This is a genomic window from Streptomyces sp. NPDC006925, assembly GCF_042869575.1.
Classification (GTDB): Bacteria; Actinomycetota; Actinomycetes; order Streptomycetales; family Streptomycetaceae; genus Streptomyces.
On record NZ_JBIAGB010000032.1, the window covers coordinates 54025 to 78212 of the forward strand.

Genomic DNA, 24188 nt, shown 5'->3' on the forward strand with positions numbered 1-24188 from the left:
GCGCCGGTGCCCGCCCGGCATGACCCACCGGGCAGGCCCTAGCCCCCGGTGCCGCGGCGCCGCAGCAGCCAGGGCTCCACGACGCCCAGCCCGCGCACCGGACGCTGGTAGAGCGGCTGGAGCGCGAACCGGTACCCGGACAGGTCCTCGCTCTCCTTCTCCGACTCCGGCGCGGCACCCGAGGCGGTCAGTTCGGCCCGCAGCGCACCGTCCACCAGCACCGTGTCCTTGGGCGCTATCGAGGTCAGCCGACTGGCGAGGTTGACCGTGTTGCCGAAGACATCGCCCATCCGGGTCGTCATCGTCCCGAAGGCGATACCGACCCGCAGCTCCGGCATCGTCGCGTCGTTGGCCATCGTCTCGATCAGCCGCAGCCCGATCTCCGCCGCCGTGCCGGAGTCCTCGGCGACGTAGAGGATCTCGTCGCCCAGCGCCTTGATGAGCCGCCCGCCGTGCGCGGCGACCAGGTCGGCCGAGGTGGTCTCGAAGGCTTCCACCAGCTCGCCCAGTTCCTCGTCCTCCAGCCGGCGGGTCAACCGGGTGAAGCCCACCAGGTCGGCGAAGCCGATGGCCTGCCGCCGGTTGACCATCTCCTCGTCGTCCTGCGCCTGGACGACCCGGCCGGTGGCGGCGGCCAACTGCCGCCGCCACACGTAGACCAGGAACTCCTCCAGCTCGGGCAGGAGGAGCTGCACCAGCGGGAAGGTGACCTCGTTGCGGGTCATCCCGGGCTCGGGCGGCTCGGTCAGCCCCATCAGGAACGAGTCGATCTGCCAGTCCGCGAGCCGTGCCGTGGTCTGCCCGGTGGAGCGGGCCACCTGCACCGCCATCGTCTCGCTCAGCAGCCCCGCCTCGACCAGGCCGGACAGCCGCCGCAGTGCCAGCACGTCGGCCTCGGTCAGCGCCCGGGCCTGGCCGACGTCGGCGAAGCCCATCGCCCGCCAGAACCGGGAGGCCAGCTCCATGGAGACCCCCGCGGCACGGGCGGCCTGGAAGGGCGTGTACTGCCGCTCGGACCCGAGGATGAGCTCCTCGATGCGCAGCGCGCTGGGGTCGGGCTCGTCGTCCGGGTCCCCCGCGCCCTCGGCGAAGGGGCCCGCCGGACCGTCTCCGGCGGACGACCCGGCACCGGCACCCGCGGACCCGGCGGAGCCGCCCCCTGCGGAGGCACCCCCGGCGGGCGGGGCCGCGTCGCCCAGCGGAGCCGGACCGGCTCCGGCGGCGGATGCGGCTCCGGCGGATGCGGCTCCGGCAGCAGATCGCGCTCCGGCCGCGGACGCGTCGGCGCCCCCGGCAGGCGGTGCCCCCGCGGAACCGCCGGAACCGCCCGAAGCACCCGAAGCACCCGAAGCACCGGGGTCGCCGTCCGCCGGGCCACCGTCCGCGGGATCGCCGGGCGGCCCCGCCGCGGCGTCCGCTGGATCGGCGGCGTCCGGCGTTCCGCGGTCGCCGTCCGCTGCGCCGGTCCCGTCCCCGGCTCCGGCGCCCGTGGCACCCGGCACCGGTGCGGACCCGGCGGACGCCGCTCCGCGCCCGGGCACGCCCGGTTCGTCCACGGTCACCGCGGGCTCCCCGCACGCTCCGCGGCGTGGTGTCGCGGCCTCGCGTCGTCCCTGCGCACAGCCCTTCCGTTCCCTCTTGCCCGATCTGCCGGCGGTCCGGCCACCGCTCCCGGGTGGCACTCGATGTCACCGCCGATTGCCCAACCATACGGCAGTTGTGCGCTACCTCACTCTCCGGTCGCGGGGCGCAGATGGACGATGTCACCGGCCGCGACCGGATGCTGTACGCCCTGTTCCGAGGCGATGACCAGCCGGCCGTCGCCGTCCACCGCGACGGCCTCGCCCACCAGCTCGCCCCCGCCGGGCAGCGTCGCGCGCACGGTCCTGCCGAGCGTCACGCAGCCCTCCGCGTAGGCGTCCAGCACGGCCGAGGCCGCCGGGTCGCCGTCCGCCGCCGTCCAGCGGCCGTACCAGTCCTCCACCGCGCGCAGCACCGCACGCAGCAGCGGGTCCCGATCGGTGCCCTGAGCACCGGCCAGCACCAGCGAACCGGCGGTGGGGACCGGCAGCTCGTCCTCGCGGAGGCTGACGTTGAGCCCGATGCCGAGGACGACGGCGTCGGAGTCGACTCGTTCCGCCAGGATGCCGCCGACCTTGCGTTCGCCGCCCTGGCCGGTCGTCAGCACGTCGTTGGGCCACTTGAGGCCGGTGTCGACACCGGCCGCGCGGGCGAGTGCGCCCGCCGCGGCCACCCCGGCCAGCAGCGGGAGCCAGCCCCAGCGCTCCGCCGGGGGCTCGGGGCGCAGCAGCATCGAGAAGAAGAGGCCGGAGCGGGGCGGGGCCGTCCACGAGCGGTCCAGTCGGCCCTTGCCCGCGGTCTGCTCCTCCGCGACGAGGACGGCGCCGGGCTCGGCCTTCCCCGTGCGGGCGCGGGCCGCCAGCTCGGTGTTGGTCGAGCCGAGCGACTCGGCCACCTCCAGGTCGGTCCAGAGGGAGTCCCCGCCGAGCAGTGCCCTGCGCAGGGCCGCCTGACGGAGCGGGGGACGGTCGAGGTCGGACCAGCGGTGTGACGTCATGCGGCCAGGTTATGGGCGTACGCCGGATCCGGCCCCCGCCACCCGCCGAACGGGGTCGGACGCGGCCCGAGTGTGGCCAACGACGCACTCCGTGACGGGCAGGTCGCCGATAGCCTACGGGTCGGTAGCCAACCCGCGACGGTAAGGAGCCCTCCGAGATGTCCTCGCCCAGCCCCGACATCGACGACCTCGACATCCACACCACCGCGGGCAAGCTCGCGGATTTCGAGCAGCGCACGGCGGAGGCCGTGCACGCGGGCTCGGAGCGTGCGGTGGAGAAGCAGCACGCCAAGGGGAAACTGACCGCCCGGGAGCGGGTGGAACTCCTGCTCGACGAGGGGTCGTTCACCGAGCTGGACGAGTTCGCTCGGCACCGCTCGACCAACTTCGGGCTGGAGAACAACCGCCCGTACGGGGACGGCGTGGTCACCGGCTACGGCACCGTCGACGGCCGCCCCGTGTGCGTCTTCTCGCAGGACTTCACCATCTTCGGCGGTGCCCTCGGCGAGGTCTACGGCGAGAAGATCGTGAAGGTCATGGACTTCGCGCTGAAGACCGGCTGCCCGGTCGTGGGCATCAACGACGGCGGCGGCGCCCGCATCCAGGAGGGGGTGGCGGCGCTCGGCCTGTTCGCGGAGATCTTCCGCCGCAACACCCACGCCTCCGGGGTGATCCCGCAGATCTCCCTGGTCCTGGGCCCGTGTGCGGGCGGCGCCGTCTACTCGCCCGCGATCACGGACTTCACGGTGATGGTCGACCAGACCTCGCACATGTTCATCACCGGGCCGGACGTGATCAAGACGGTCACCGGTGAGGACGTCGGCTTCGAGGAGCTGGGCGGCGCCCGCACGCACAACGCGACCTCGGGTGTGGCGCACCACATGGCGGGGGACGAGAAGGACGCCATCGAGTACGTCAAGGCGCTGCTGTCCTATCTGCCCTCCAACAACCTCTCCGAGCCGCCCGGCTATCCGGAGGAGGCGGACCTGGAGACCTCCGAGGAGGACCGGGAGCTGGACGCCCTGATCCCGGACTCGGCGAACCAGCCCTACGACATGCACACCGTCGTCGAGCACGTGCTGGACGACAACGAGTTCCTGGAGACGCAGGCGCTGTTCGCGCCGAACATCGTCACCGGGTTCGGCCGCGTCGAGGGCCGCCCGGTGGGGGTGGTCGCCAACCAGCCGCTGCAGTTCGCGGGCTGCCTCAACATCGACGCGAGCGAGAAGGCGGCGCGCTTCGTGCGCACCTGCGACTCGTTCAACATCCCCGTGCTCACCTTCGTGGACGTCCCCGGCTTCCTGCCCGGCACGGACCAGGAGTACGACGGGATCATCCGGCGCGGCGCCAAGCTGATCTACGCGTACGCGGAGGCGACGGTGCCGCTGATCACGGTGATCACTCGGAAGGCGTTCGGCGGCGCCTACGACGTGATGGGGTCCAAGCACCTGGGCGCCGACCTCAACTTCGCCTGGCCGACGGCGCAGATCGCGGTGATGGGCGCGCAGGGCGCGGTCAACATCCTGCACCGCAAGAAGCTGGCCGGCGCCGGTACCCCGGAGCAGACCGAGGAGCTGCGTGCCCAGCTCACCCAGGAGTACGAGGACGCGCTGCTCAACCCGTACGTGGCGGCCGAGCGCGGCTATGTGGACGCGGTGATCCGCCCGTCGGAGACCCGCCGGCACATCACCCGCGGTCTGCGCACGCTGCGCAGCAAGCGGGAGCAGCTCCCGCCGAAGAAGCACGGCAACATCCCGCTGTGAGGAGAGTGCGATGACGACGGAGTCCGTCGAGACCGCCCCGCGGGGCGCAGCCGAGGGCACTGCCGGGGCCGAGCCGTCCATCCGGGTCGTCCGGGGCAACCCCACTCCCGAGGAACTGGCGGCGGCGCTGGCGGTGGTGCGGGTGCGCGCCCGCGCCGTACCGGCCGACGAGCCGCGGCGGGCGGCGCCCAGCGCCTGGTCCGACCCGGCCCGTACGGTGCCCGGCCCGCCGCCGGCGCCGGGTCCGGAGGCCTGGCGCCGCACCTTCTGGGCCGGCTGACCGCTCGCGCACGCCCGCGGGCGTGCCGCGTGTGCGCCCGCGCCTGAGTACGCGTACTCAGGCGCGGGCGCCGGGGTGCGGCCACCATGGGCGGATGCTGTGGTCCGATCCCCGAGACGAGCCGCCGCCGGACATCCGCAGGACCCAGGAGAAGGTGCACCGCCTCGGCTGGGTGCTGCTCGCGGTCACGGCGGTGGTGATGATGCTGCTGCTGTCGGTCACGTACTCCTAGGCGTCCGGGGTGTCCCAGACATTCCATACGCCTCGGGTGTCCCAGGCGTCCCGGGCGCCCCCGCGGTGCCCGGGGCGGCGACTCCCTACGATGGCCCGCATGAACTCACCGCGTCTTGTGCTGGCCTCCGCCTCTCCCGCCCGTCTCGCGCTGCTGCGGCAGGCCGGGATGGCGCCCGAGGTGGTCGTCAGCGGGGTGGACGAGGACGCACTCGACGCGCCGACGCCCTCCGAACTGGCCCGGGTGCTGGCCGAGGCCAAGGCCGCGGCGGTCGCCGCGCGGGCCGAGGCAGCCGAGGCGCTGGTCGTCGGCTGCGACTCGGTGCTGGAACTGGACGGGCGGCCGCTGGGCAAGCCCACCGACGCGGCGGAGGCGACGGCCCGCTGGCGGGACATGCGCGGCCGCTCCGGGGTGCTGCACACCGGGCACTGCGTCGTGGACACCCGCGCGGCCGCGGAGGGCGCGCGCCGCTCGGTGACGACCTCCACGACGGTGCACTTCGGGCAGCCCTCCGACGCGGAGATCGCGGCCTACGTCGCCAGCGGCGAACCGCTCCACGTGGCGGGCGCGTTCACGCTCGACGGCCGCTCGGGGCCGTTCGTGGACGGTATCGAGGGCGACCACGGCAACGTGCTCGGGCTCTCCCTTCCCACGCTGCGCAGGCTGCTGGGCGAGGTGGGCGTCGCCGTCACGGACCTGTGGGCTCCGCGCTGACGCCGGGCCCGTCGCCGGGGTGTTCGGCGGGCCGTCCGGCCGGCTGGGCCATCGCCTCGCCGTACCAGGTCAACGACCAGACGATGAGGCCCAGGACGCTCATCATCAGCACGAACGCCAGCCAGCCGACGAGGCCGACGCAGAAGGCGCCGAGCACCCCGTGCACCACCGCGCAACTGATCAGCACGATGCGCCAGAAGCCGCGCGGCGGTGCGTCACGTAGCGCCGTACGGAGGAGGATCAGCGCGCAGCCGAGCACATAGCCGCCGACCAGCACGGCGCCGATCACCGCTGAGATCGTCATGGCGCGCGGTTCGATACCGGCCAGGGACATCTGCTGGGCGTCCGCGACCTTGCCCAGGAAGAGATTCAGCCCCACGAGCACGGCTGCTTCCATCGTGAGCACCAACGCGGTCACCGCGGCCACTGCCCGTCTGCGCCCTGCCACTCCGCCACCTCTTCCGTCGCCTGCATCTTCGGTGCGCCGACGGTCACTTGACGGCCGTCCCGCCCGACACGGTTCCGCTGCGCGCTGCGTGTTACTCCAGGTACGTGCTCTTGGCAGGGCGAACGCTACTCACGGGTACAAGCCGGGGCAAGAGAATCGACGCAAAGCAAAAATTCCGTCTGCGAGTCGTAGGGACCCCACAAAGACGACGCGCTCAGGCGCACGACTCCGACAGAGAGCTAGCCCACATGCCCGAGGCGCACATTCCACCGCCGAATGCGGCGTACCGTGGGACAACGAGGGGAGATCCGGTTCTGCGCGACCCACGGGTGACACTCCGTGTGGGCAAGCTCACCCCCCTTGGCGGCTCGGCGTCAGGTGTCGCCTGTACCTAAACTCAGGTTGTTCCAAGGAGGGAGCCATCGTGCGCAAGGTGCTCATCGCCAACCGCGGCGAAATCGCCGTCCGCGTCGCCCGCGCGTGCCGGGATGCGGGAATCGCGAGCGTCGCCGTCTATGCCGAGCCGGACCGGGACGCGCTGCACGTCCGCGTGGCCGACGAGGCATTCGCCCTGGGCGGTGACACCCCGGCGGCGAGCTATCTGGATGTCGGCAAAGTACTGAAAGCGGCCGCCGACTCGGGAGCCGACGCCGTCCACCCCGGCTACGGATTCCTCTCCGAGAACGCCGAGTTCGCGCAGGCGGTGCTCGACGCGGGCCTCAACTGGATCGGCCCGCCCCCGCAGGCCATCCGCGACCTGGGCGACAAGGTCGCCGCGCGGCACATCGCGCAGCGCGCGGGCGCCCCGCTGGTCGCCGGCACCAAGGACCCGGTCTCCGGCGCGGAGGAGGTCGTCGCCTTCGCCGAGGAGCACGGCCTGCCCATCGCCATCAAGGCCGCCTTCGGCGGCGGCGGGCGCGGCCTGAAGGTCGCCCGCACCCTGGAGGAGGTCCCCGAGCTGTACGACTCGGCGGTCCGCGAGGCCGTGGCCGCCTTCGGCCGCGGCGAGTGCTTCGTCGAGCGCTATCTGGACCGGCCCCGGCACGTGGAGACGCAGTGCCTGGCCGACAAGCACGGCAACGTGGTCGTCGTCTCCACCCGCGACTGCTCCCTCCAGCGCCGCCACCAGAAGCTCGTCGAGGAGGCCCCGGCCCCGTATCTGACGGACGAGCAGAACGCCGAGCTGTACCGCGCGTCCAAGGCCATCCTCCGCGAGGCGGGCTACGAGGGCGCGGGCACCTGCGAGTTCCTCGTCGGCCAGGACGGCACGATCTCCTTCCTGGAGGTCAACACCCGCCTCCAGGTGGAGCACCCGGTCACCGAGGAGGTCACCGGGATCGACCTGGTCCGCGAGATGTTCCGGATCGCCGACGGCGAGAAGCTGGGGTACGACGACCCGCCGCTGCGCGGTCACTCCTTCGAGTTCCGGATCAACGGCGAGGACCCGGGCCGCAACTTCCTTCCGGCGCCCGGCACCGTCACCACGTTCGCGCCGCCCAGCGGTCCCGGCGTACGGCTGGACGCGGGCGTCGAGTCCGGCTCGGTGATCGGCCCGGCGTGGGACTCGCTGCTCGCCAAGCTGATCGTCTCCGGCGCCACCCGGCAGCAGGCGCTCCAGCGCGCCGCCCGCGCGCTGGACGAGTTCGAGGTCACCGGCATGGCCACCGCACTGCCCTTCCACCGCACGGTGGTCCGGGACGCGGCGTTCGCGCCCGAGGTGAGCGGCCGCGAGGGTGAGCCGTTCGACGTCCACACCCGGTGGATCGAGACGGAGTTCGTCAACGACCTCAAGCCGTTCGCGGCGCCCGCCCCCGGCGAGGCCGAGGAGGAGGACGCCGCGGGGCGCGAGACCGTCGTCGTCGAGGTCGGCGGCAAGCGGCTGGAGGTCTCCCTGCCCTCCTCGCTGGGCATGCCGCTGGCGCGGGCCGCGGTCGAGGGCGGTGCCCGCAAGCCGCGGCGCAAGGCCGGCAAGAAGTCCGGCACCGCCGTCTCCGGCGACGCGCTCGCCTCCCCCATGCAGGGCACCATCGTCAAGGTGGCCGTGGAGGAGGGCCAGCAGGTCGAGGAGGGCGAGCTCATCATCGTCCTGGAGGCGATGAAGATGGAGCAGCCGCTGAACGCGCACCGCGCCGGTACCGTCAAGGACCTCAACGCGGAGATCGGTGCCGCGGTGACCGCGGGCGGCGTCATCTGCGAGATCAAGGACTGACCCGGACCGGCCCCGGATCCGCACGCCGCGCCCGCCGCCGGAGGTACGCCTCCGGCGGCGGGCGCGCGTCATGTGCGGCGGCCGGTCAGCGGCGCCTGGGTGCCATGTCCGCCACCCGAGGCGGCACCGCGGCCGCCGGTGCGGACCGCAGATGGCCGGGGGGTGGGCCGCCCGCCGCGCCCGCGGACGGCCCCGGGTGGTTGTGGTTTCCGGGGTGGCCGCCGGAGTGGTTTCCGCCCTGCGGCGCCGCCCTGCGGGGCGTGGGCATCGGCACCTCGGGGCGGCCCCGCTCCGGACCGGCGGACGGCGTCCCGGCGACGGCCACCTGGACGCCCCGGTCGGCGAGGGCCTGCAGTTCGGTCTCCGCACGGTCGTCGTGCGGCGGGGGCTCGTCCGTCACCAGCCGGGTGATCACATCGGTGGGCACCGTCTGGAACATCGTGTCGGCACCCAGCTTGGTGTGGTCGGCCAGCACCACCACCTCCCCGGCCGCCTGCACCAGGGCCCGGTCCACGCTCGCGGAGAGCATGTTGGAGGTGGACAGCCCGCGCTCGGCGGTCAGCCCACTGCCGGACAGGAAGGCCCGGGAGACCCGCAGCCCCTGCAGGGACTGCTCGGCACCGCTGCCGACCAGCGCGTAGTTGGAGCCGCGCAAGGTGCCTCCGGTCATCACCACCTCCACCCGGTTGGCGTGCGCGAGCGCCTGGGCCACCAGCAGCGAGTTGGTGACCACGGTCAGGCCGGGCACTCTCGCGAGCCGGCGCGCCAGCTCCTGCGTCGTCGTACCGGCTCCGACGACGACGGCCTCGCCCTCCGAGACGAGTCCCGCGGCCAGATCGGCGATCGCCGTCTTCTCCGCGGTGGCCAGATGGGATTTCTGGGGGAAGCCGGACTCCCGGGTGAAGCCTCCCGGCAGCACGGCTCCGCCGTGACGGCGGTCGAGGAGTCCTTCGGCCTCCAGCGCCCGTACGTCACGGCGCACGGTCACCTCGGAGGTCTGGACTACGCGGGCCAGCTCACGGAGCGAGACTGCTCCGTTCGCTCGCACCATTTCTAGGATCAATTGACGACGTTCCGCAGCGAACACGAAACTGACAGTAACGCCAACGACCGTCTGGTTTCAGCGCTATCCGCCGATTAACAGAAGTTGTCCGTCCGGCGTCCCCGAATGTGGTATAGCGGACTGTTCGGGACTACGGCGCCCCGACAACCACCCCGCTTCCACCCCGGTTCAGTGCAGTTCGGTCATCTTGCGCGTGTGCAACTGGCGGGCGACCTCGGCGATCGAGCCGGTCAGCGACGGATACACGGTGAACGTGTTGGCGATCTGCTCCACGGTCAGATTGTTGTCAACCGCGATCGAGATCGGATGGATCAGCTCGCTGGCCCGCGGCGAGACGACCACCCCGCCCACGATGATGCCGGTGCCGGGGCGGCAGAACAGCTTCACGAAACCGTCCCGGATGCCCTGCATCTTGGCCCGCGGGTTGCGCAGCAGCGGAAGCTTGACGACGCGGGCCTCGATGGCCCCCTTGTCGACGTCCGCCTGGCTGTAGCCGACCGTCGCGATCTCCGGGTCGGTGAAGACGTTCGCGGAGACCGTCCGCAGATCGAGCGGGTTCACCGCGTCGCCGAGGAAGTGGTACATCGCGATCCGGCCCTGCATCGCCGCGACGGAGGCGAGTGCGAGGACCCCGGTGCAGTCGCCCGCGGCGTAGACACCGGGAGCCGAGGTGCGCGAGACCTTGTCGGTCCAGATGTGCCCCGAGTCCTTGAGCCGGACCCCGGCCTCCTCCAGCCCCATGTCCGAGGTGTTGGGGATGGCTCCGACCGCCACCAGGCAGTGCGTACCGGTGATCGTCCGGCCGTCCTGGAGCGTGACCTCGACCCGGTCGCCGTCCGCCTTCGGCGGGCCGCCGGCCCCGGCCACCCGCTGCGCCGATGCGGCACGCGAGCGGCTCATCACGTTCATCCCGCGGCGCCGGAAGACGTCCTCCAGCACCGCCGCCGCGTCCGGGTCCTCGCCCGGCAGCACCCGGTCCCGCGAGGAGACCAGCGTGACCTGCGAGCCCAGCGCCTGGTAGGCGCCCGCGAACTCGGCCCCGGTCACACCGGAGCCGATGACGATCAGCTCCTCGGGCTGCTCCTGGAGGTCGTAGAGCTGCGTCCAGTTCAGGATGCGCTCGCCGTCCGGGCGCGCGTCCGGGATCTCCCGCGGGTGGCCACCGGTGGCGATCAGCACCGCGTCCGCCGTGAGCTGCTCCTGGCTGCCGTCCGCCGCGGTGACCGTCACGACGCGGGAGCCGTCCGTGGCCTGGCCGGGCTCCAGCCTGCCGCGGCCGCGCACCACCCGGCCGCCCGCCCGGGTGACCGAGGCCGTGATGTCGTGCGACTGGGCCAGCGCAAGCCGCTTGACCCGCCGGTTGACCTTGCGGATGTCGACCCCGACCACGCGCGCCGGATCGTCCGGGTCGTGGGTGGTGTCCTCCACCCGGATGCCCAGCTCCTCGTACGAGGAGTCGAAGTTGGTCATCACCTCGGCCGTGGCGATCAGCGTCTTGGACGGTACGCAGTCGGTGAGCACCGACGCGCCCCCGAGGCCGTCGCAGTCGACGACGGAGACTTCCGCGCCGAGTTGCGCCGCCACCAGGGCCGCTTCGTATCCGCCAGGGCCACCACCGATGATCACGATCCGAGTCACATGCTCCATTGTCCCGCACCCGTCAGGTCCGGACCCGCCGGGGGTGCTCCCCCTCCGCGCCGGTCCGGCGCCGCGGCGGGTCCGCGCTCCGCCCGCGCCGCCCGGTCCACCGGGCGCGGCCCCGGGAAACGCCCGTCCTGTGAGGGCCCCCGTTACCCTCGTGGGATGTCGCTCTACGCCGCCTACGCCGGCAACCTCGACGCCCGCCTGATGGCCCGCCGCGCCCCGCACTCCCCCCTCCGCGGCACCGGCTGGCTCACCGACTGGCGGCTCACTTTCGGAGGCGAGCACATGGGCTGGGACGGCGCGCTGGCCACCCTCGTGGAGGCACCGCGCTCCCAGACCTTCGTCGCGCTGTACGACATCGCACCGATGGACGAGGACTCGATGGACCGCTGGGAGGGCGTCGGCCTGGACATATACCGGCGGATGCGGGTGCGGGTGCACACCCTGGAGGGCGAGGAGGCGGCCTGGTGCTACGTCCTCAACGGCTACGAGGGCGGTCTGCCCTCGGCCCGCTACCTGGGGGACATCGCCGACGCCGCGGAGTCCGCCGGGGCCCCGCACGACTACGTCATGGAGCTCCGCAAGCGGCCGTGCTAGCGGCTGCGCGCTAGCGTCGCGGGCCGACGAAATCTCCACACGCGCCCCGCCCGCTCCTGCTGTCGCCCGTGCGTTCGTCCGGACTTGCGGATGAGTTGCGCCGCACGTCTACGCGCGTAGGCGATAACGGGCTACCCTCGTCGCGTGAACGCATCTGCCACTACTCACGCTGCCGACGACCCCTACCGCTCCGCCGAGGAGGCCGCCGCCCGGCTGCGGGCCCTGACCGGCGAGGACAGCCACGACGTGGCACTCGTCATGGGCTCGGGCTGGGTCCCCGCCGCCGACACGCTCGGCGTGGCCGACCACGAACTCGCGATCACCGAGCTGCCGGGGTTCCCGCCGCCCACCGCCGCGGGCCACGCCGGCAAGATCCGCTCGCACCGGGTGGGCGACAAGCGCGCGCTCGTCTTCCTCGGCCGTACGCACGCGTACGAGGGCCGCGGTGTCGCGGCCGTCGCGCACGGGGTGCGCACGGCCGTGGCGGCGGGCTGCAAGACCATCGTCCTGACCAACGGCTGCGGCGGGCTGCGGCCGGGCATGCACCCGGGCCAGCCGGTCCTCATCAGCGACCACATCAACCTCACCGCCACCTCGCCGATCGTCGGCGCCAACTTCGTCGACCTGACCGACCTGTACTCGCCGCGGCTGCGCGCGCTCTGCCAGGAGATCGACCCGAGCCTGGAAGAGGGCGTCTACGTCCAGTTCCCCGGCCCGCACTACGAGACCCCCGCGGAGATCAACTACGTCCGTACCATCGGCGGCGACCTGGTGGGCATGTCCACCGTCCTGGAGGCCATCGCCGCGCGCGAGGCGGGCGCCGAGGTGCTCGGGGTCTCCCTGGTCACCAACCTCGCCGCCGGGATGACGGGCGAGCCCCTCAACCACGAGGAGGTCCTGCAGGCCGGCCGCGACTCCGCGGTGCGCATGGGCACCCTGCTCGGCGAGGTACTCAAGCGGCTCTGACGGCCCGGGGCCGCCCCGGACCATCCCGGGGGCGGCTCTCCCCGGGCCCCACGGGCCCCTCAGCCCCACCGGGCTCCCCAGACCCACCGTGAAAGGCAGGACCACGAAGATGACCGACAGCCTGCGGGAGGGCGCGACAGCCGCACCGGACGCGCCCGCGCCCGGATCGGACGACGCGCTGCTCGCCCGTGCCCGCGACTGGCTGGCCGAGGACCCGGACCCGGAGACCCGCGAGGAACTCGCCGCGCTGCTCGGAGCCGGCGACCTGGCCGAGCTGCGGGACCGGTTCGCCGGCACCCTCCAGTTCGGCACCGCCGGACTCCGCGGTGAGCTCGGCGCGGGGCCGATGCGGATGAACCGCGCCGTCGTCATCCGCGCCGCGGCCGGCATCGCCGCGTATCTGCGCGCCCGCCTCCCGCACGCGGCGGAGGGCGACGCGCCGCTGGTCGTGATCGGCTACGACGCCCGCCACCGGAGCGCCGACTTCGCCCGGGACACCGCGGCCGTGATGACCGGCGCCGGACTGCGCGCGGCGACGCTGCCCGAGCCGCTGCCCACCCCGGTGCTGGCGTTCGCCGTGCGGCAGCTCGGCGCGGCCGCCGGGATCATGGTCACCGCCAGCCACAACCCGCCGCGGGACAACGGCTACAAGGTCTATCTGGACGACGGTCTGCAGATCGTGCCGCCCGCCGACGGCGAGATCGCGGACGCCATCGCGGCCGTCGGCCCGCTCGCGGGCGTGCCGCGCCCCGAGTCGGGGTGGCAGGTGCTCGGCGACGAGGTGCACGACGCCTACCTGGCCCGCACCCGGGCCGTGCTCACCGAGGGCTCGGCCCGCGAGGTACGGGTCGTGCACACCGCCCTGCACGGCGTCGGCCACCGGACGGCGCAGCTCGCCTTCGAGCGGGCAGGCTTCCCGCGGCCCGTCCCGGTGCCCGAGCAGGCCGAACCGGACCCGGACTTCTCCACCGTCGCGTTCCCCAACCCGGAGGAACCGGGCGCGATGGACCGCGCATACGCGACCGCCCGGGCCTGGGAGGCCGAGCACGGCGAACGCCCCGACGTGATCATCGCCAACGACCCGGACGCGGACCGCTGCGGCGTGGCCGTACCGGACGCGGCGGCCGGAGACGGCGACGCGGCGGCCGGAAGCGGCTGGCGGATGCTGCGCGGCGACCAGGTGGGCGCGCTGCTGGCCACCCATCTGATCCGCAAGGGCGCCGCGGGGACCCTCGCGACGACCATCGTCTCCTCCTCGCTGCTCTCCCGGATCGCCGAGTCGGCCGGGCTGCCGTACACCGAGACGCTGACCGGCTTCAAATGGCTGGCCCGCGTGGAGGGGCTGCGCTACGGCTACGAGGAGGCGCTGGGGTACTGCGTCGACCCGCAGGGCGTCCGGGACAAGGACGGCATCACCGCGGCGCTGCTCGTCGCGGAGCTGGCCGCCGAGCTCAAGCAGGCCGGGCGCACGCTGTCGGACCTGCTGGACGAACTCGACGTCGAGCACGGCGTGCACGCCACCGACCAGCTCTCGGTGCGGGTGGCGGACCTGTCGCTGATCGCCTCCGCCATGGAGCGGCTGCGCGCCCAGCCGCCGACCACGCTCGGCGGGCTGGCCGTCGCGCAGGCCGAGGACCTGAACCGGGGCAGCGCGGCGCTCCCGCCCACGGACGGGCTGCGCTACCTGCTCGGCGGCGCGGACGCAGGCGCCGACGGCGCCGACGCGGACGGCGACGCGGCGGGACCGATCGCCGGGGGCCGTGTCGTGGTGCGGCCCAGCGGTACCGAGCCGAAGCTCAAGTGCTACCTGGAGGTCGTCGTCCCGGTCGGGACGGCTGCCGGTGCGGAAGCCGGTACGACTGCCGGGGCCGCCGGTCTCCGCGCGGCGCGGGAGCGCGCGGCCGGGGTGCTGGAGCGGATCAAGGACGATCTCAAGCAGGCCACGGGGTTCTGAACCGTCCGCAGGGCAGGGCGGCTGTCGCGGGGAACAGCCGCCCCGCCGCGCGGGTTGCGTGGACAGGGGCACCGCCCCGGCTCGGGGACATCCGAGCACATCGCCCGCAGCGGGGAGACGACGACCATGTGGCACGGCGAACAGCTCGACCTCGACGCCTACCTCGCGCGGCTGACCTACGACGGGGAACGCGCCCCCACCGAGGCCGCACTGCGCGCACTGCACCGCGCGCATGTGCTCTCCGTGCGCTGGGACAACCTGGACAGCTTCCTGCACCGGTCGGTCTCCCTCGACCTGGCCGACGTCCAGGACAAGCTCGTCCACCGGGGCCGCGGCGGCTACTGCTATGAGCACATCACCCTCTTCGCGGCGGCGCTGGAGCGGCTCGGGTTCCGCTTCACGGCGCTGGCCGGACGGGTGCAAATGGGTGCGGAGAAGATCCTTCCGGCGACGCACGCCATGCTGCTGGTCGAGGTCGGCGGGCGACGCCTGCTGGCCGACGTCGGCTTCGGCGCCAGCCCGCTCGCCCCCATCGAGCTGGTGGACGGCAACGAGGTGACGATCGAGGGGCGGCCGTTCCTGCTGCGCCGTACGGAGATCACGCCGGGCGCGGACGGCTGGGCGCTGCACCAGCCCGACGGCCGGGGCGGCTGGATGGTGCGGCACACCTTCACCGAGACCCCGCAGTACCCGGTGGACAACGAGGTCGGCAACCACTACATCGCCACCGGCCCGCACTCCCCCTTCAACCGGCGCCCCTTCGTCCAGCGCATCCGCGCCGACCGCGCCGACCAGCTCGACGGCCTCACCTGGACGACGACCACGGCGGCCACCGCCGCGACGGGCGGCGAGCCGGACGCGAAGCGCACCGTGGATCCGCACGAGCTGCCCGGGCTGCTGGCCGACGCCTTCGGCCTGGAGCTGTCCGCCGCGGAGGCGCGGTCATTGATCAAGCGGGTCCAGCGGCGGGAGGAGTAGCGCCCCGGGGCGCCGCCCGGCGCTGACCGGCCGCCCGGCGGGCCGGCGGGACTGTGCGGCTCTCCCGTGCCCGCGGTCGGGTCAGCCCGTCGCCAGCAGCACGGCCAGCAGCACGGCACCCGCCAGCGCCGGGGCGATGACCTCGAAGGACCACCGGACGGCGACCTCTCCCTGGGCCGCCTCCTTCCGGCCGTGGGTCTCGGCCAGCTCGCGGAGCTCGTCGACGGACTGGTCGGAGGCGGCCCGCTTCTCCCGCAGCTCCGAGGTGTCCGGACCCACGTTCGGCATCCCGCGGCCGCCGAACAGCCCGCCCGGCCCGGTGGCGGGCGGCCGACCCGAGCCGATCCGCTCGTTGTGCCGGGTCGCCTTCTTGCGGGCCCGCAGCGAGACGGGGATGGACCACAGCTGGTACTTCGCGCCTCCGGCCAGCACCTCGCTGGAGTACCCGGCCCGCAGCGACTCCACGGCTCCCCACGGCACCTCGATGGTGCGGAACGGGTTGCGCACCCGCATCCGCCGCTCCCCCGCGAACACGGCGGGACGCAGCGTGAAGGCGACGACGAGCGGCACGACGCACAGCATCGCGGCGAGCGTCAGCCACGGCGTCCTGCCCTCGCCCCCGAGGACCGCGTCCGTCGCGAGCCACAGCCCGATGGCGAGCAGGACGATGCCGCCCGCCATCCCACCGGCCGAGCGGTACACCCGGTCGGGGAACTCCTGTCCCCCGGTCCCGCTCCCGGAGCCGCTGTCGCTTCCGGAACCGGTCTCCCCGCCGGAGCCGGGAGCGCTTCCGGGTTCCCTCCCGGCCGCGCGGTCGCCGTCCGTCGCGCCGCCGCGGTCCTCGCCCTCGCCCGTGCCCTCGCTGTCCTCGCTCGTCATGCGAACGATTGTGCCGGACCGTCCGCATGACGGACATTGCGGTACGGCATCGAAGAGGCAGCCGATGGGCCGTAGTCCCCCCACAGCGTCCGGACCGGACTCACCGCGGCTGCCACCCCGGCGCCGGCGTGGCCCTGCGGGCTCAGCCGCCGACCGTCCTCCCGTGCCGAGCCGGGGCGCCCGTCGGCTCCGGCAGCAGATCGGGGCCGGCCGGCTCGCGCAGCCGGCGCAGGAAGGCCAGGATGCCCGCATATCCCTGCGCCCACGAGTAGGGGGCGTCCCTGGTGTGCGTGTTGGCCATGAGGGCGGGCGCGTCGTCCGGGCCGTGGCTGCGCCGCATCAGATGGCGTGCTGCCTCGTGGGCGGCGTCGAGGTAGCGGTCGTCCCCGGTGTCCACGGCCAGGTCCAGCAGGACCGCGCCGAGCCCGGCGGTGCCGCAGCACTGGCCGAGCGTGCTGAGCCTGGTCAGCCAGGGCAGACAGCCCCTGGTGGCGGTCTCGGCGGCCCGGCGCAGCTCCGGTTCGTCGAGGACCAGCCAGGCGTGGCGCAGGACACGGGCCAGGCCACCGAGCCCCCGGCACCAGGAGACCGCCATCTGCGAGGCGGTGGGCGCGCCGGCGGCGGCGACCAGGTCCGGGACGAGGGCGGCCAGCCGGTGGGCCCGCAGCCGGCCGGCCTCCAGCAGCCCCCGGTCGCCGTTGCGGGCGGCGAGCAGCAGCAGGAAATCGGTGACGCCGAGATATCCGTGCGCGTAGCCGAAGGTGGTCTCGCGGCCCAGTTCACCGGCCAGGTGTGCGGACGGGACGGCAGGGTCCTCGCGCCGCAGCAGCGGCTCGGCGAGGGCCGCGGCCGCCGCCGGCGCGCCCGGGTCGCCGAGGTCGGCCAGCAGGAGCCTGCCGAGTCCGACGCCCGCGTGCCCGGAGACGACGTCGATGTCGACGGCCCGCAGCACTTCCGGGACCTCCGCGGCATCCGTGGCGTCCGGTGCGCGGCCGCGGGTGGCGGCGGGCAGCACCGGTCCGGTCGGTACCTCCACTCCGGCGCGGCGGGCCGCGGCCAGGAACACCTCGGTGCCGGTGCGGCCGGAGAAGAGGCCGTCCGCGGTGGGCACGGTGGCCAGGCTGCGGTGGGCGTGCCGGGCCAGCCGCCGCAGCAGTTCCGGGACGCCCGGGCGGTGGCGGTGGTGCAGCAGTTCCAGCCCGACCCCCGCGCTTCCGGTGTACAGGCTGGCGTCGACGGCCGGGAAGTCCACGCCCTCTCCGCCGAGGTGGTACTCCCCCGCCTCGGCCAGCAGGATCTCCAGCACCCGGTCGGCGAGGTCGGCCACCTGGCCGGTGGGGGCCGCGGGAGGGGGGAGGGCGTGGCCGCCGGTGCGGGCGCGCCAGTCTCCGGAGGCGAGGTCGGCGAGCGCCCCGGCGGAGCGGTCCGGATCGCGGGAGAGGAGGTCGCCGACCACCGCGCGGAGTTCCGGCCGCCGGGTGCCGTGTACGGCGTGCAGGCACTGCAGCGCCCGGGTGCGGGCCAGGGCGGTCGACGCCTCCCCGGTGACCGGGGGCAGCCCGGTGGCGGCGAAGACGAGGACCATGCCGAGCGCGTAGTGGTCGTCGGCCGCCGACGGTTCCTGCGTGCGGTCGAGTTGCTCCCGCGGGGCGTAGCCCGGGGTGCCGCCCGGCAGGTGGATGCCGTCGAGCGCCGAGATCCCGAAGTCGATGAGGTGGGCCCGCCCGGTGTCGTCCAGGACGATGTTGCGGGGCGTCACGTCCCGCATGACCACGCCCTTGGCGTGCAGAGCGCCGAGCGTGGTGGCGAGTTCACGTGCGAGCCGGGTGAACGCGTCGGCCTCGTCCGCTGGCCAGGTGGCCCCCGCCTCTCCGGTGGCCCCGGGGTCCTCGCCGTCATCGGCGGCGGGCATGGAGGCGGGCGGGCAGGGGGCCGGCAGCAACGCGCCGTTGCGCCATATGTGTTCCATGAGGTTGCGGTCGCCGACATCGCTGGTGACCAGGTATTCGTCGGCGGCATGGGCGAAGTGGTCGAGGAAGGCGGGGATGCCCGGCACCCCGGCACACGCCGTCAGGACGCGGCGCTCGTTGCGCAGCCGGACCCGGACGTCGTTGCCGTCGCGGTCCTCGCTGACGTGCGCGCGGGCGGTCTTGACGATGACGGTGCGCGCGTGCGCGGCGTCGCCGGCCCGGCCCGCCGTCTCCACGGCGCGGTAGACGTTGCCGCGGGCCGACTCGTACACACCCTCGACGGCGCGGTAGCGGCCGCCCAGCAGCACGTCGGCGGCGGGGCGCGGCGCGTGGTCTTCCGGCGCGGGGTGAGCCGCGGTGTCCGTGGGGGCGACTTCGTTGCCGGGCGGCGGTTCGTCCGTACGGAACGGGTCGCTCACCCAGGGGGGCTGGCGGTAGCCGAGCGAGGCGGCTGCCTCGAACTCCTGGCCGTCCGGGCCGTGGATGACCACCACCAGGGTGCCGTAGGGGCCGCTGCGCCAGTGGGTGCGGAAGGGGCCGTAGCGGTAGTACACGGGGGCGTCCTCCGCCACCCGTCGGTCGCTGGGCACTCTCGGGCCGGGATGGCCCCGAAGCAGCTCCGCCAGCTCCCGGCCCAGCCCGCGGACGCGTTCGGGCCGCGGATAGACGGTGACGGCCTTGCCCACCGCTCCCGACCCGACTCCGGCGTCGTTGAGCCGGCGCAGCACCCGGTCCGAGCGGGCCACCTTGAACCCGCAGCCCTCGCTGAGCAGGTGGGGGAAGAGGGCCGCGGCCAGTTGCGGCAGCCCGTCGACCCGCGAGGAGATGTGCAGCTTCCAGCCGTGTTCGGGGAGGTCAGGTGCGGGCTCGCACCTCACCCGTGTCCAGGTGGCTCCGGTGGACAGCGAGTGCGGAGCCCGGCGGTCCGCGATCAGCCTCCGGAGTACGTCCTCCGCGTTCCAGTCGGCCACGCTTCTGCTCCTCGGTCGTCACGGTCCGGCCGGACCAGCCAGTCCGGCTCCCGGGAAGTCCGCCGGTCGGGATGAGGGGTGTTCACTTGGCGGACCGGTCGGTCCGGGGTGCCGGAGGTCGCCGGGCGGAACGGTCGATCTTGGCGGACCGGGCGGTCCGGGGTACCGGGGTACCGGGGTCTTGGCCGTCGGCCGGTGTTCGCCCGCCGACACACGGGCGGCCCGAGGCGGCCCGGTTCGCGAACGCCGTGGCGTCCGGTCCGGTGACCTCCTCGGGCCGTCGTGCGGAGCACCGACCACCGCGCACGAGGGTCGGGGCATCCCGGGTGGTGATACGTGGGTCAGCCGGTGTTGCCGGTCCCCATGCAGGTGTAGTCGCACGCGGTGATCGGGCAGCGGTCGGTGGCTCCGGCGGCGAGGTCGTTCTCGTGGAACGACACCTCCGGGTCCTGGTTCAGCACCCCTGCCTCGCGGGGCGTGAACTGGGACAGGAATTCCATGATCTCTCCCGTGCCAGTAGGGACAGTTTCGTGAACTCCGTTCTGTACCACCGCACTTGAGGTTCCAGCGCATGGTGGTGCGAAAGAGGCTAGGACGCCCACTGAAGACCCGGCAACCCCCCTGTGACGTGCCACGACACTCCGGCTTCCGACCTGCGCTCCGACACAGGTTCAGACCCTTGGTACCGCCCCGTGCCCCGAGGTCAGGAACCCGAAGGGAGGTCAGGAAGGGGAGCACGCCTGAGCGATCGACAGGCTGTTCTCGTAGAGATGGTGTCGGATGATCCGGCCGTTCTCGACGGTGAGGCGGAGCGCGAACGGGCCCTCGAAGCTCTTCCCCGTCGCCCGCACGGTCCCCGAGAGGTGCCCCGTCAGGACGGCGTCGGCGCCGTCCACCAGGAAGGCGTCGAGGGAGGCCCGCGCGTCCTCGGCCACGGTGTACTCGGCCAGCTCCGCGGACTGGGCCGCGCATGCGGCCCCGGTGGAGCGTGGCCGGATCCACGGGACGGCCGGGTTCTCGGCGAGCAGCCAGTCGACCTCGTCCGCGAAGAGTTCGAGGAGCCGCGCGGTGTCCCCGGCCATCCGGGCGGTGAGGAACTCCTGGACGACCTCGCGGGTGGCCTCGGCGACCGGCCGGACGGCGGCGTCGGGGGATGTGGCGGGCATGGTGCGCTCCTCGGATCTGCGGTGCGGGGCCCCTGGGCGGGATCCCGTCGCCGTGCACCACATTGCCGCGGCGGGGCCAGGGGGTCGATGACGTCAGGAGTAAGGACCCGGGTGACGCACTGTGCCCCGCGCACTCCCGGGCACGGTGCGCTATTCCGCCCGGCGCCGCCGCCGGTGGGTGATGGCGGCGGGACGGCGGGACGCCCCTCGGCGGCGGCAGTACCCCGGCGGCGGCCCCGCGAAGCCGGGGTGGCCCATGGGGTGACAGCCACTACGCGCGTAGATATGGTGCTCTGGTGACCATGCCTATCGATGCGGCCCCTCGCGACGCGGGGAGGGGCTCCCTCTCCGACGTCGCGACCTCCGATGCCGCACTCCGCCGCTTCCTGCAGGGGCTCCCCGGTGTCGACGCGGTCGGGCTGGAAGCCCGGGCCGCCGCGCTGGGGACCCGTTCCATCAAGACGACCGCCAAGGCGTACGCGCTCGACCTGGCGATCTCGATGATCGACCTGACGACGCTGGAAGGGGCCGACACACCGGGCAAGGTGCGGTCCCTGTGCGCGAAGGGCGCGCGTCCCGACCCGGGTGACCGGTCCGCGCCCCCCGTCGCCGCGATCTGCGTCTATCCCGACATGGCGGCCACCGCACGGCAGGCGCTGACGGAACTGGGCGCCGAAGGGATCAACGTGGCGTCCGTCGCCACCGCGTTTCCCTCCGGACGTGCCTCGATGGCGGTCAAGCTGGCGGACACCCGGGAGGCGGTGGCCGCCGGGGCCGACGAGATCGACATGGTGATCGACCGGGGCGCCTTCCTCGCCGGCCGCTACCTCCAGGTGTTCGAGGAGATCCGCGAGGTGAAGTCCGCCTGCGGCGCGGCACACCTGAAGGTGATCTTCGAGAACGGGGAGCTGGCCACCTACGACAACATCCGCCGGGCCTGCTGGCTGGCCATGCTCGCGGGCGCCGACTTCATCAAGACCTCCACCGGCAAGGTGGCCGTGAACGCGACGCCGCCGAACACGCTGCTCATGCTGGAGGCCGTCCGCGACTTCCGTACCGCCACCGGGCAGCAGGTGGGCGTGAAGCCCGCGGGCGGCATCCGCACGGCCAAGGACGCGTTCAAGTACCTGGTGATGGTCAACGAGACGCTGGGGGACGACTGGCTCAGCCCCCACTGGTTCCGCTTCGGCGCCTCCAGCCTGCTGAACGACCTGTTGATGCAGCGCCAGAAGCTCGCTACCGGCCGCTACTCCGGCCCCGACTACGTAACGGTGGACTGAGCCATGAACGACCAGCAGCCCGGGTCGACGACGTCGACTCTGTTCGACTACGCGCCCGCGCCCGAGTCGCGGTCCGTGGTCGACATCGCGCCGTCCTACGGCCTGTTCATCGACGGGGAGTTCCGCGAGGCCGCCGGCGGCAAGGTGTTCACCACCCGCTCCCCGGCCGACGAGGAGGTGCTGTCCGAGGTCGCCTACGGCCAGGCGGACGACGTCGACGCGGCGGTGCGCGCCGCCCGCGCCGCGTTCGAGACCTGGTCGGCGCTGCCGGGTGCCGAGCGGGCGAAGTACCTGTTCCGGATCGCCCGGATCATCCAGGAGCGCTCGCGCGAGCTGGCGGTGCTGGAGACCCTGGACAACGGCAAGCCGATCCGCGAGACGCGGGACGCGGACCTGCCGCTGGTGGCGGCGCACTTCTTCTACTACGCGGGCTGGGCCGACAAGCTCTCCTACGCCGGCTGCGGGCCCGATCCGCGGCCGCTGGGGGTCGCCGCACAGGTCGTCCCGTGGAACTTCCCGCTGCTGATGCTCGCCTGGAAGATCGCCCCGGCGCTGGCCGCGGGCAACACGGTGGTGCTCAAGCCCGCCGAGACGACGCCGCTCTCGGCGCTGTTCTTCGCGGACATCTGCCGGCAGGCGGGACTGCCCAAGGGCGTCGTCAACATCCTCACGGGCGACGGCGCGACGGGCGCGGCCCTGGTGGGCCACCCGGACGTGCACAAGGTCGCGTTCACCGGATCGACCGCCGTCGGCAAGGAGATCGCGCGGACGGTCGCCGGTACGGACAAGCGGCTGACCCTGGAACTCGGCGGCAAGGGCGCCAACATCGTCTTCGAGGACGCCCCGCTCGACCAGGCCGTCGAGGGCATCGTGGGCGGGATCTTCTTCAACCAGGGGCAGGTGTGCTGCGCCGGCTCCCGGCTGCTGGTGCAGGAGTCGGTGCACGACGAGGTGCTGGAGGCGCTCAAGCGGCGGCTGCGCACCCTGCGGGTCGGCGACCCGCTGGACAAGAACACCGACGTGGGCGCCATCAACTCCGCCGAGCAGCTGGCCCGGATCACCGAGCTGGCCGAGGCGGGCGAGGCCGAGGGCGCCGAGCGCTGGTCGCCACCGTGCGAGCTGCCCGACCGAGGCCACTGGTTCGCGCCCACCGTCTTCACCGGGGTCGGCCAGGCGCACCGGATCGCGCAGGAGGAGATCTTCGGCCCGGTGCTGTCGGTGCTCACCTTCCGCACGCCCGAGGAGGCGGTCGCGAAGGCCAACAACACGCCCTACGGGCTCTCGGCGGGCATCTGGACGGAGAAGGGCTCGCGCATCCTGAAGCTGGCGAACCAGTTGCGCGCGGGCGTCGTCTGGGCCAACACGTTCAACAAGTTCGACCCGACCTCGCCGTTCGGCGGCTACAAGGAGTCCGGCTACGGCCGCGAGGGTGGCAGGCACGGTCTGGAGGCTTACCTTGAGCACGCCTGAGGCACGTACATCCCCGGCACGGGGCGCACGGCTGTCCGTGCTGAAGACCTACAAGCTGTACGTGGGGGGCAAGTTCCCCCGCAGCGAGAGCGGCAGGGTGTACGAGGTGACCGACGCAAAGGGCCAGTGGCTGGCCAACGCCCCCCGCGCGTCCCGCAAGGACGCGCGGGACGCGGTCGTCGCGGCCCGCAAGGCGTTCGGCGGCTGGTCGGGCGCGACGGCCTACAACCGCGGCCAGATCCTCTACCGCGTCGCCGAGATGCTGGAGGGCCGCCGCGAGCAGTTCGCCGCCGAGGTGGCCGCGGCCGAGGGGCTGTCGAAGGCGAAGGCGCAGGCCAGGACGGACGCGGCGATCGACCGCTGGGTCTGGTACGCGGGCTGGTCGGACAAGGTGGCCCAGGTGGTGGGCGGCGGCAACCCGGTGGCGGGCCCGTTCTTCAACCTCTCCACCCCCGAGCCGACCGGTGTGGTGGCGGTAGTGGCGCCACAGAACGCCTCACTGCTGGGTCTGGTCTCCGTCCTCGCGCCGGTGATCGTCACCGGCAACACGGCCGTCGTGGTCGCCGCGCAGGACGCGCCGCTGCCCGCGCTCTCCCTCGCGGAGGTGCTGGCGACCTCCGACCTGCCCGGCGGTGTGGTCAACGTGCTGTCCGGCGGTACCGCCGAACTCGCCCGGCCGCTCGCCGCGCACCAGGACGTGAACGCGATCGACCTCGCGGGCGCGGACCCGGAGCCGGCCACGGAGCTGGAGCGGACCGCGGCGGACAACCTCAAGCGGGTGCTGCGCCCGGCGCCGGGCGCCGTCGACTGGACGGCCGAGCCGGGGCTGGAGCGGATGACGGCCTTCCTGGAGACGAAGACCGTCTGGCATCCGATCGGCGCCTGAGCACAGCCGGGACGGCCCCCCGCACAGCGGGCGCCGGTGACCGGCCGGGGGGGGGGGGGGGGGGGGGGGGGGGGGGGGGGGGGGGGGGGGGGGGGGGGGGGGGGGGGGGGGGGGGGGGGGGGGGGGGGGGGGGGGGGGGG

21 protein-coding genes are annotated in these 24188 nt (G+C 73.6%); 12 read left to right on the forward strand and 9 right to left on the reverse strand.

Annotation, left to right across the window (positions count from 1 at the left end; all coding sequences use genetic code 11):
- Positions 1–38: 38 nt before the first annotated feature.
- Positions 39–1199 carry an adenylate/guanylate cyclase domain-containing protein gene (locus ACFYNS_RS29055; RefSeq protein ID WP_388605781.1) on the reverse strand — a complete coding sequence of 387 codons (1161 nt, stop codon included), beginning with the start codon at positions 1197–1199 and terminating at the stop codon, positions 39–41.
- Positions 1200–1729: 530 nt separating this feature from the next.
- Positions 1730–2578, reverse strand: a complete 849-nt coding sequence (locus ACFYNS_RS29060) for a biotin--[acetyl-CoA-carboxylase] ligase (protein ID WP_388605759.1) — start codon at positions 2576–2578, stop codon at positions 1730–1732.
- Between the two features lie 158 nt (positions 2579–2736).
- On the opposite strand from ACFYNS_RS29060, the gene ACFYNS_RS29065 reads away from it, so the two are divergent.
- From ACFYNS_RS29065 to ACFYNS_RS29080, 4 genes are all read left to right on the forward strand, one after another.
- Positions 2737–4341 (forward strand): acyl-CoA carboxylase subunit beta, encoded by a 1605-nt coding sequence (locus tag ACFYNS_RS29065; RefSeq protein WP_360301674.1) that lies wholly within the window; start codon positions 2737–2739, stop codon positions 4339–4341.
- Between the two features lie 10 nt (positions 4342–4351).
- Positions 4352–4621 carry an acyl-CoA carboxylase epsilon subunit gene (locus ACFYNS_RS29070; protein WP_254693516.1) on the forward strand — a complete coding sequence of 90 codons (270 nt, stop codon included), beginning with the start codon at positions 4352–4354 and terminating at the stop codon, positions 4619–4621.
- Between the two features lie 94 nt (positions 4622–4715).
- Positions 4716–4853 carry a morphogenic membrane protein MmpB gene (mmpB, locus tag ACFYNS_RS29075; protein WP_360301671.1) on the forward strand — a complete coding sequence of 46 codons (138 nt, stop codon included), beginning with the start codon at positions 4716–4718 and terminating at the stop codon, positions 4851–4853.
- A 90-nt stretch (positions 4854–4943) separates the two neighbouring features.
- Positions 4944–5567: a Maf family protein gene (locus ACFYNS_RS29080; RefSeq protein WP_388605762.1), complete on the forward strand. Its 624-nt coding sequence runs from the start codon at positions 4944–4946 to the stop codon at positions 5565–5567.
- Here the strand turns inward: ACFYNS_RS29080 and ACFYNS_RS29085 are convergent.
- Positions 5542–5994, reverse strand: a complete 453-nt coding sequence (locus ACFYNS_RS29085; protein WP_388605782.1) for a hypothetical protein — start codon at positions 5992–5994, stop codon at positions 5542–5544. The genes ACFYNS_RS29080 and ACFYNS_RS29085 overlap by 26 nt on opposite strands.
- Before the next feature lie 445 nt (positions 5995–6439).
- Here ACFYNS_RS29085 and ACFYNS_RS29090 point away from each other — a divergent pair, with 445 nt between their 5' ends.
- Positions 6440–8224: a biotin carboxylase N-terminal domain-containing protein gene (locus ACFYNS_RS29090; RefSeq protein WP_388605763.1), complete on the forward strand. Its 1785-nt coding sequence runs from the start codon at positions 6440–6442 to the stop codon at positions 8222–8224.
- Between the two features lie 85 nt (positions 8225–8309).
- Here the strand turns inward: ACFYNS_RS29090 and ACFYNS_RS29095 are convergent, their stop codons facing one another.
- Both ACFYNS_RS29095 and ACFYNS_RS29100 read right to left on the reverse strand, forming a co-directional pair.
- The gene (locus ACFYNS_RS29095) at positions 8310–9275 is read right to left on the reverse strand and encodes a DeoR/GlpR family DNA-binding transcription regulator (protein WP_388605765.1); all 966 of its coding nucleotides are present in this window, start codon (positions 9273–9275) and stop codon (positions 8310–8312) included.
- Between the two features lie 180 nt (positions 9276–9455).
- Entirely contained in the window at positions 9456–10934 is a 1479-nt protein-coding gene (locus ACFYNS_RS29100; protein WP_388605766.1) for an NAD(P)H-quinone dehydrogenase, read from the reverse strand.
- Positions 10935–11090: 156 nt separating this feature from the next.
- Between ACFYNS_RS29100 and ACFYNS_RS29105 the strand changes: the two genes are divergently transcribed.
- The 4 genes from ACFYNS_RS29105 to ACFYNS_RS29120 all read left to right on the forward strand — a co-directional run bounded on the left by ACFYNS_RS29105 (position 11091) and on the right by ACFYNS_RS29120 (position 15426).
- Positions 11091–11528, forward strand: a complete 438-nt coding sequence (locus ACFYNS_RS29105) for a gamma-glutamylcyclotransferase (RefSeq protein ID WP_360293336.1) — start codon at positions 11091–11093, stop codon at positions 11526–11528.
- Between the two features lie 144 nt (positions 11529–11672).
- Complete coding sequence (locus ACFYNS_RS29110) at positions 11673–12494, forward strand: purine-nucleoside phosphorylase (RefSeq protein WP_360293338.1); 822 nt, start codon at positions 11673–11675, stop codon at positions 12492–12494.
- Positions 12495–12603: 109 nt separating this feature from the next.
- Positions 12604–14448, forward strand: coding sequence for a phospho-sugar mutase (locus ACFYNS_RS29115; protein WP_360293341.1), 1845 nt, complete (start codon positions 12604–12606; stop codon positions 14446–14448).
- Between the two features lie 126 nt (positions 14449–14574).
- On the forward strand, positions 14575–15426 hold the full coding sequence (locus ACFYNS_RS29120; protein ID WP_388605769.1) for an arylamine N-acetyltransferase: 852 nt from the start codon (positions 14575–14577) through the stop codon (positions 15424–15426).
- Between the two features lie 81 nt (positions 15427–15507).
- On the opposite strand, the gene ACFYNS_RS29125 is transcribed toward ACFYNS_RS29120, so the two are convergent.
- The 4 genes from ACFYNS_RS29125 to ACFYNS_RS29140 form a co-directional block, all read right to left on the reverse strand.
- Positions 15508–16305 (reverse strand): PH domain-containing protein, encoded by a 798-nt coding sequence (locus ACFYNS_RS29125; RefSeq protein WP_360692585.1) that lies wholly within the window; start codon positions 16303–16305, stop codon positions 15508–15510.
- Positions 16306–16447: 142 nt separating this feature from the next.
- Entirely contained in the window at positions 16448–19246 is a 2799-nt protein-coding gene (locus tag ACFYNS_RS29130) for a lanthionine synthetase LanC family protein (protein WP_388605771.1), read from the reverse strand.
- A 341-nt stretch (positions 19247–19587) separates the two neighbouring features.
- Positions 19588–19746 carry a hypothetical protein gene (locus tag ACFYNS_RS29135; RefSeq protein WP_276478138.1) on the reverse strand — a complete coding sequence of 53 codons (159 nt, stop codon included), beginning with the start codon at positions 19744–19746 and terminating at the stop codon, positions 19588–19590.
- Positions 19747–19968: 222 nt separating this feature from the next.
- Positions 19969–20412: a nuclear transport factor 2 family protein gene (locus tag ACFYNS_RS29140; RefSeq protein ID WP_360692579.1), complete on the reverse strand. Its 444-nt coding sequence runs from the start codon at positions 20410–20412 to the stop codon at positions 19969–19971.
- A gap of 302 nt (positions 20413–20714) precedes the next feature.
- On the opposite strand from ACFYNS_RS29140, the gene deoC reads away from it, so the two are divergent.
- The 3 genes from deoC to ACFYNS_RS29155 are packed head-to-tail and all read left to right on the forward strand — an operon-like array spanning position 20715 to position 24048.
- Positions 20715–21692, forward strand: coding sequence for a deoxyribose-phosphate aldolase (gene deoC / locus ACFYNS_RS29145; RefSeq protein WP_388605784.1), 978 nt, complete (start codon positions 20715–20717; stop codon positions 21690–21692).
- Positions 21693–21695: 3 nt separating this feature from the next.
- Positions 21696–23162, forward strand: coding sequence for an aldehyde dehydrogenase family protein (locus tag ACFYNS_RS29150; protein ID WP_388605773.1), 1467 nt, complete (start codon positions 21696–21698; stop codon positions 23160–23162).
- Positions 23149–24048, forward strand: a complete 900-nt coding sequence (locus tag ACFYNS_RS29155; RefSeq protein ID WP_360293355.1) for an aldehyde dehydrogenase family protein — start codon at positions 23149–23151, stop codon at positions 24046–24048. The genes ACFYNS_RS29150 and ACFYNS_RS29155 overlap by 14 nt, the downstream gene beginning before the upstream one ends.
- Positions 24049–24188: the final 140 nt, after the last annotated feature.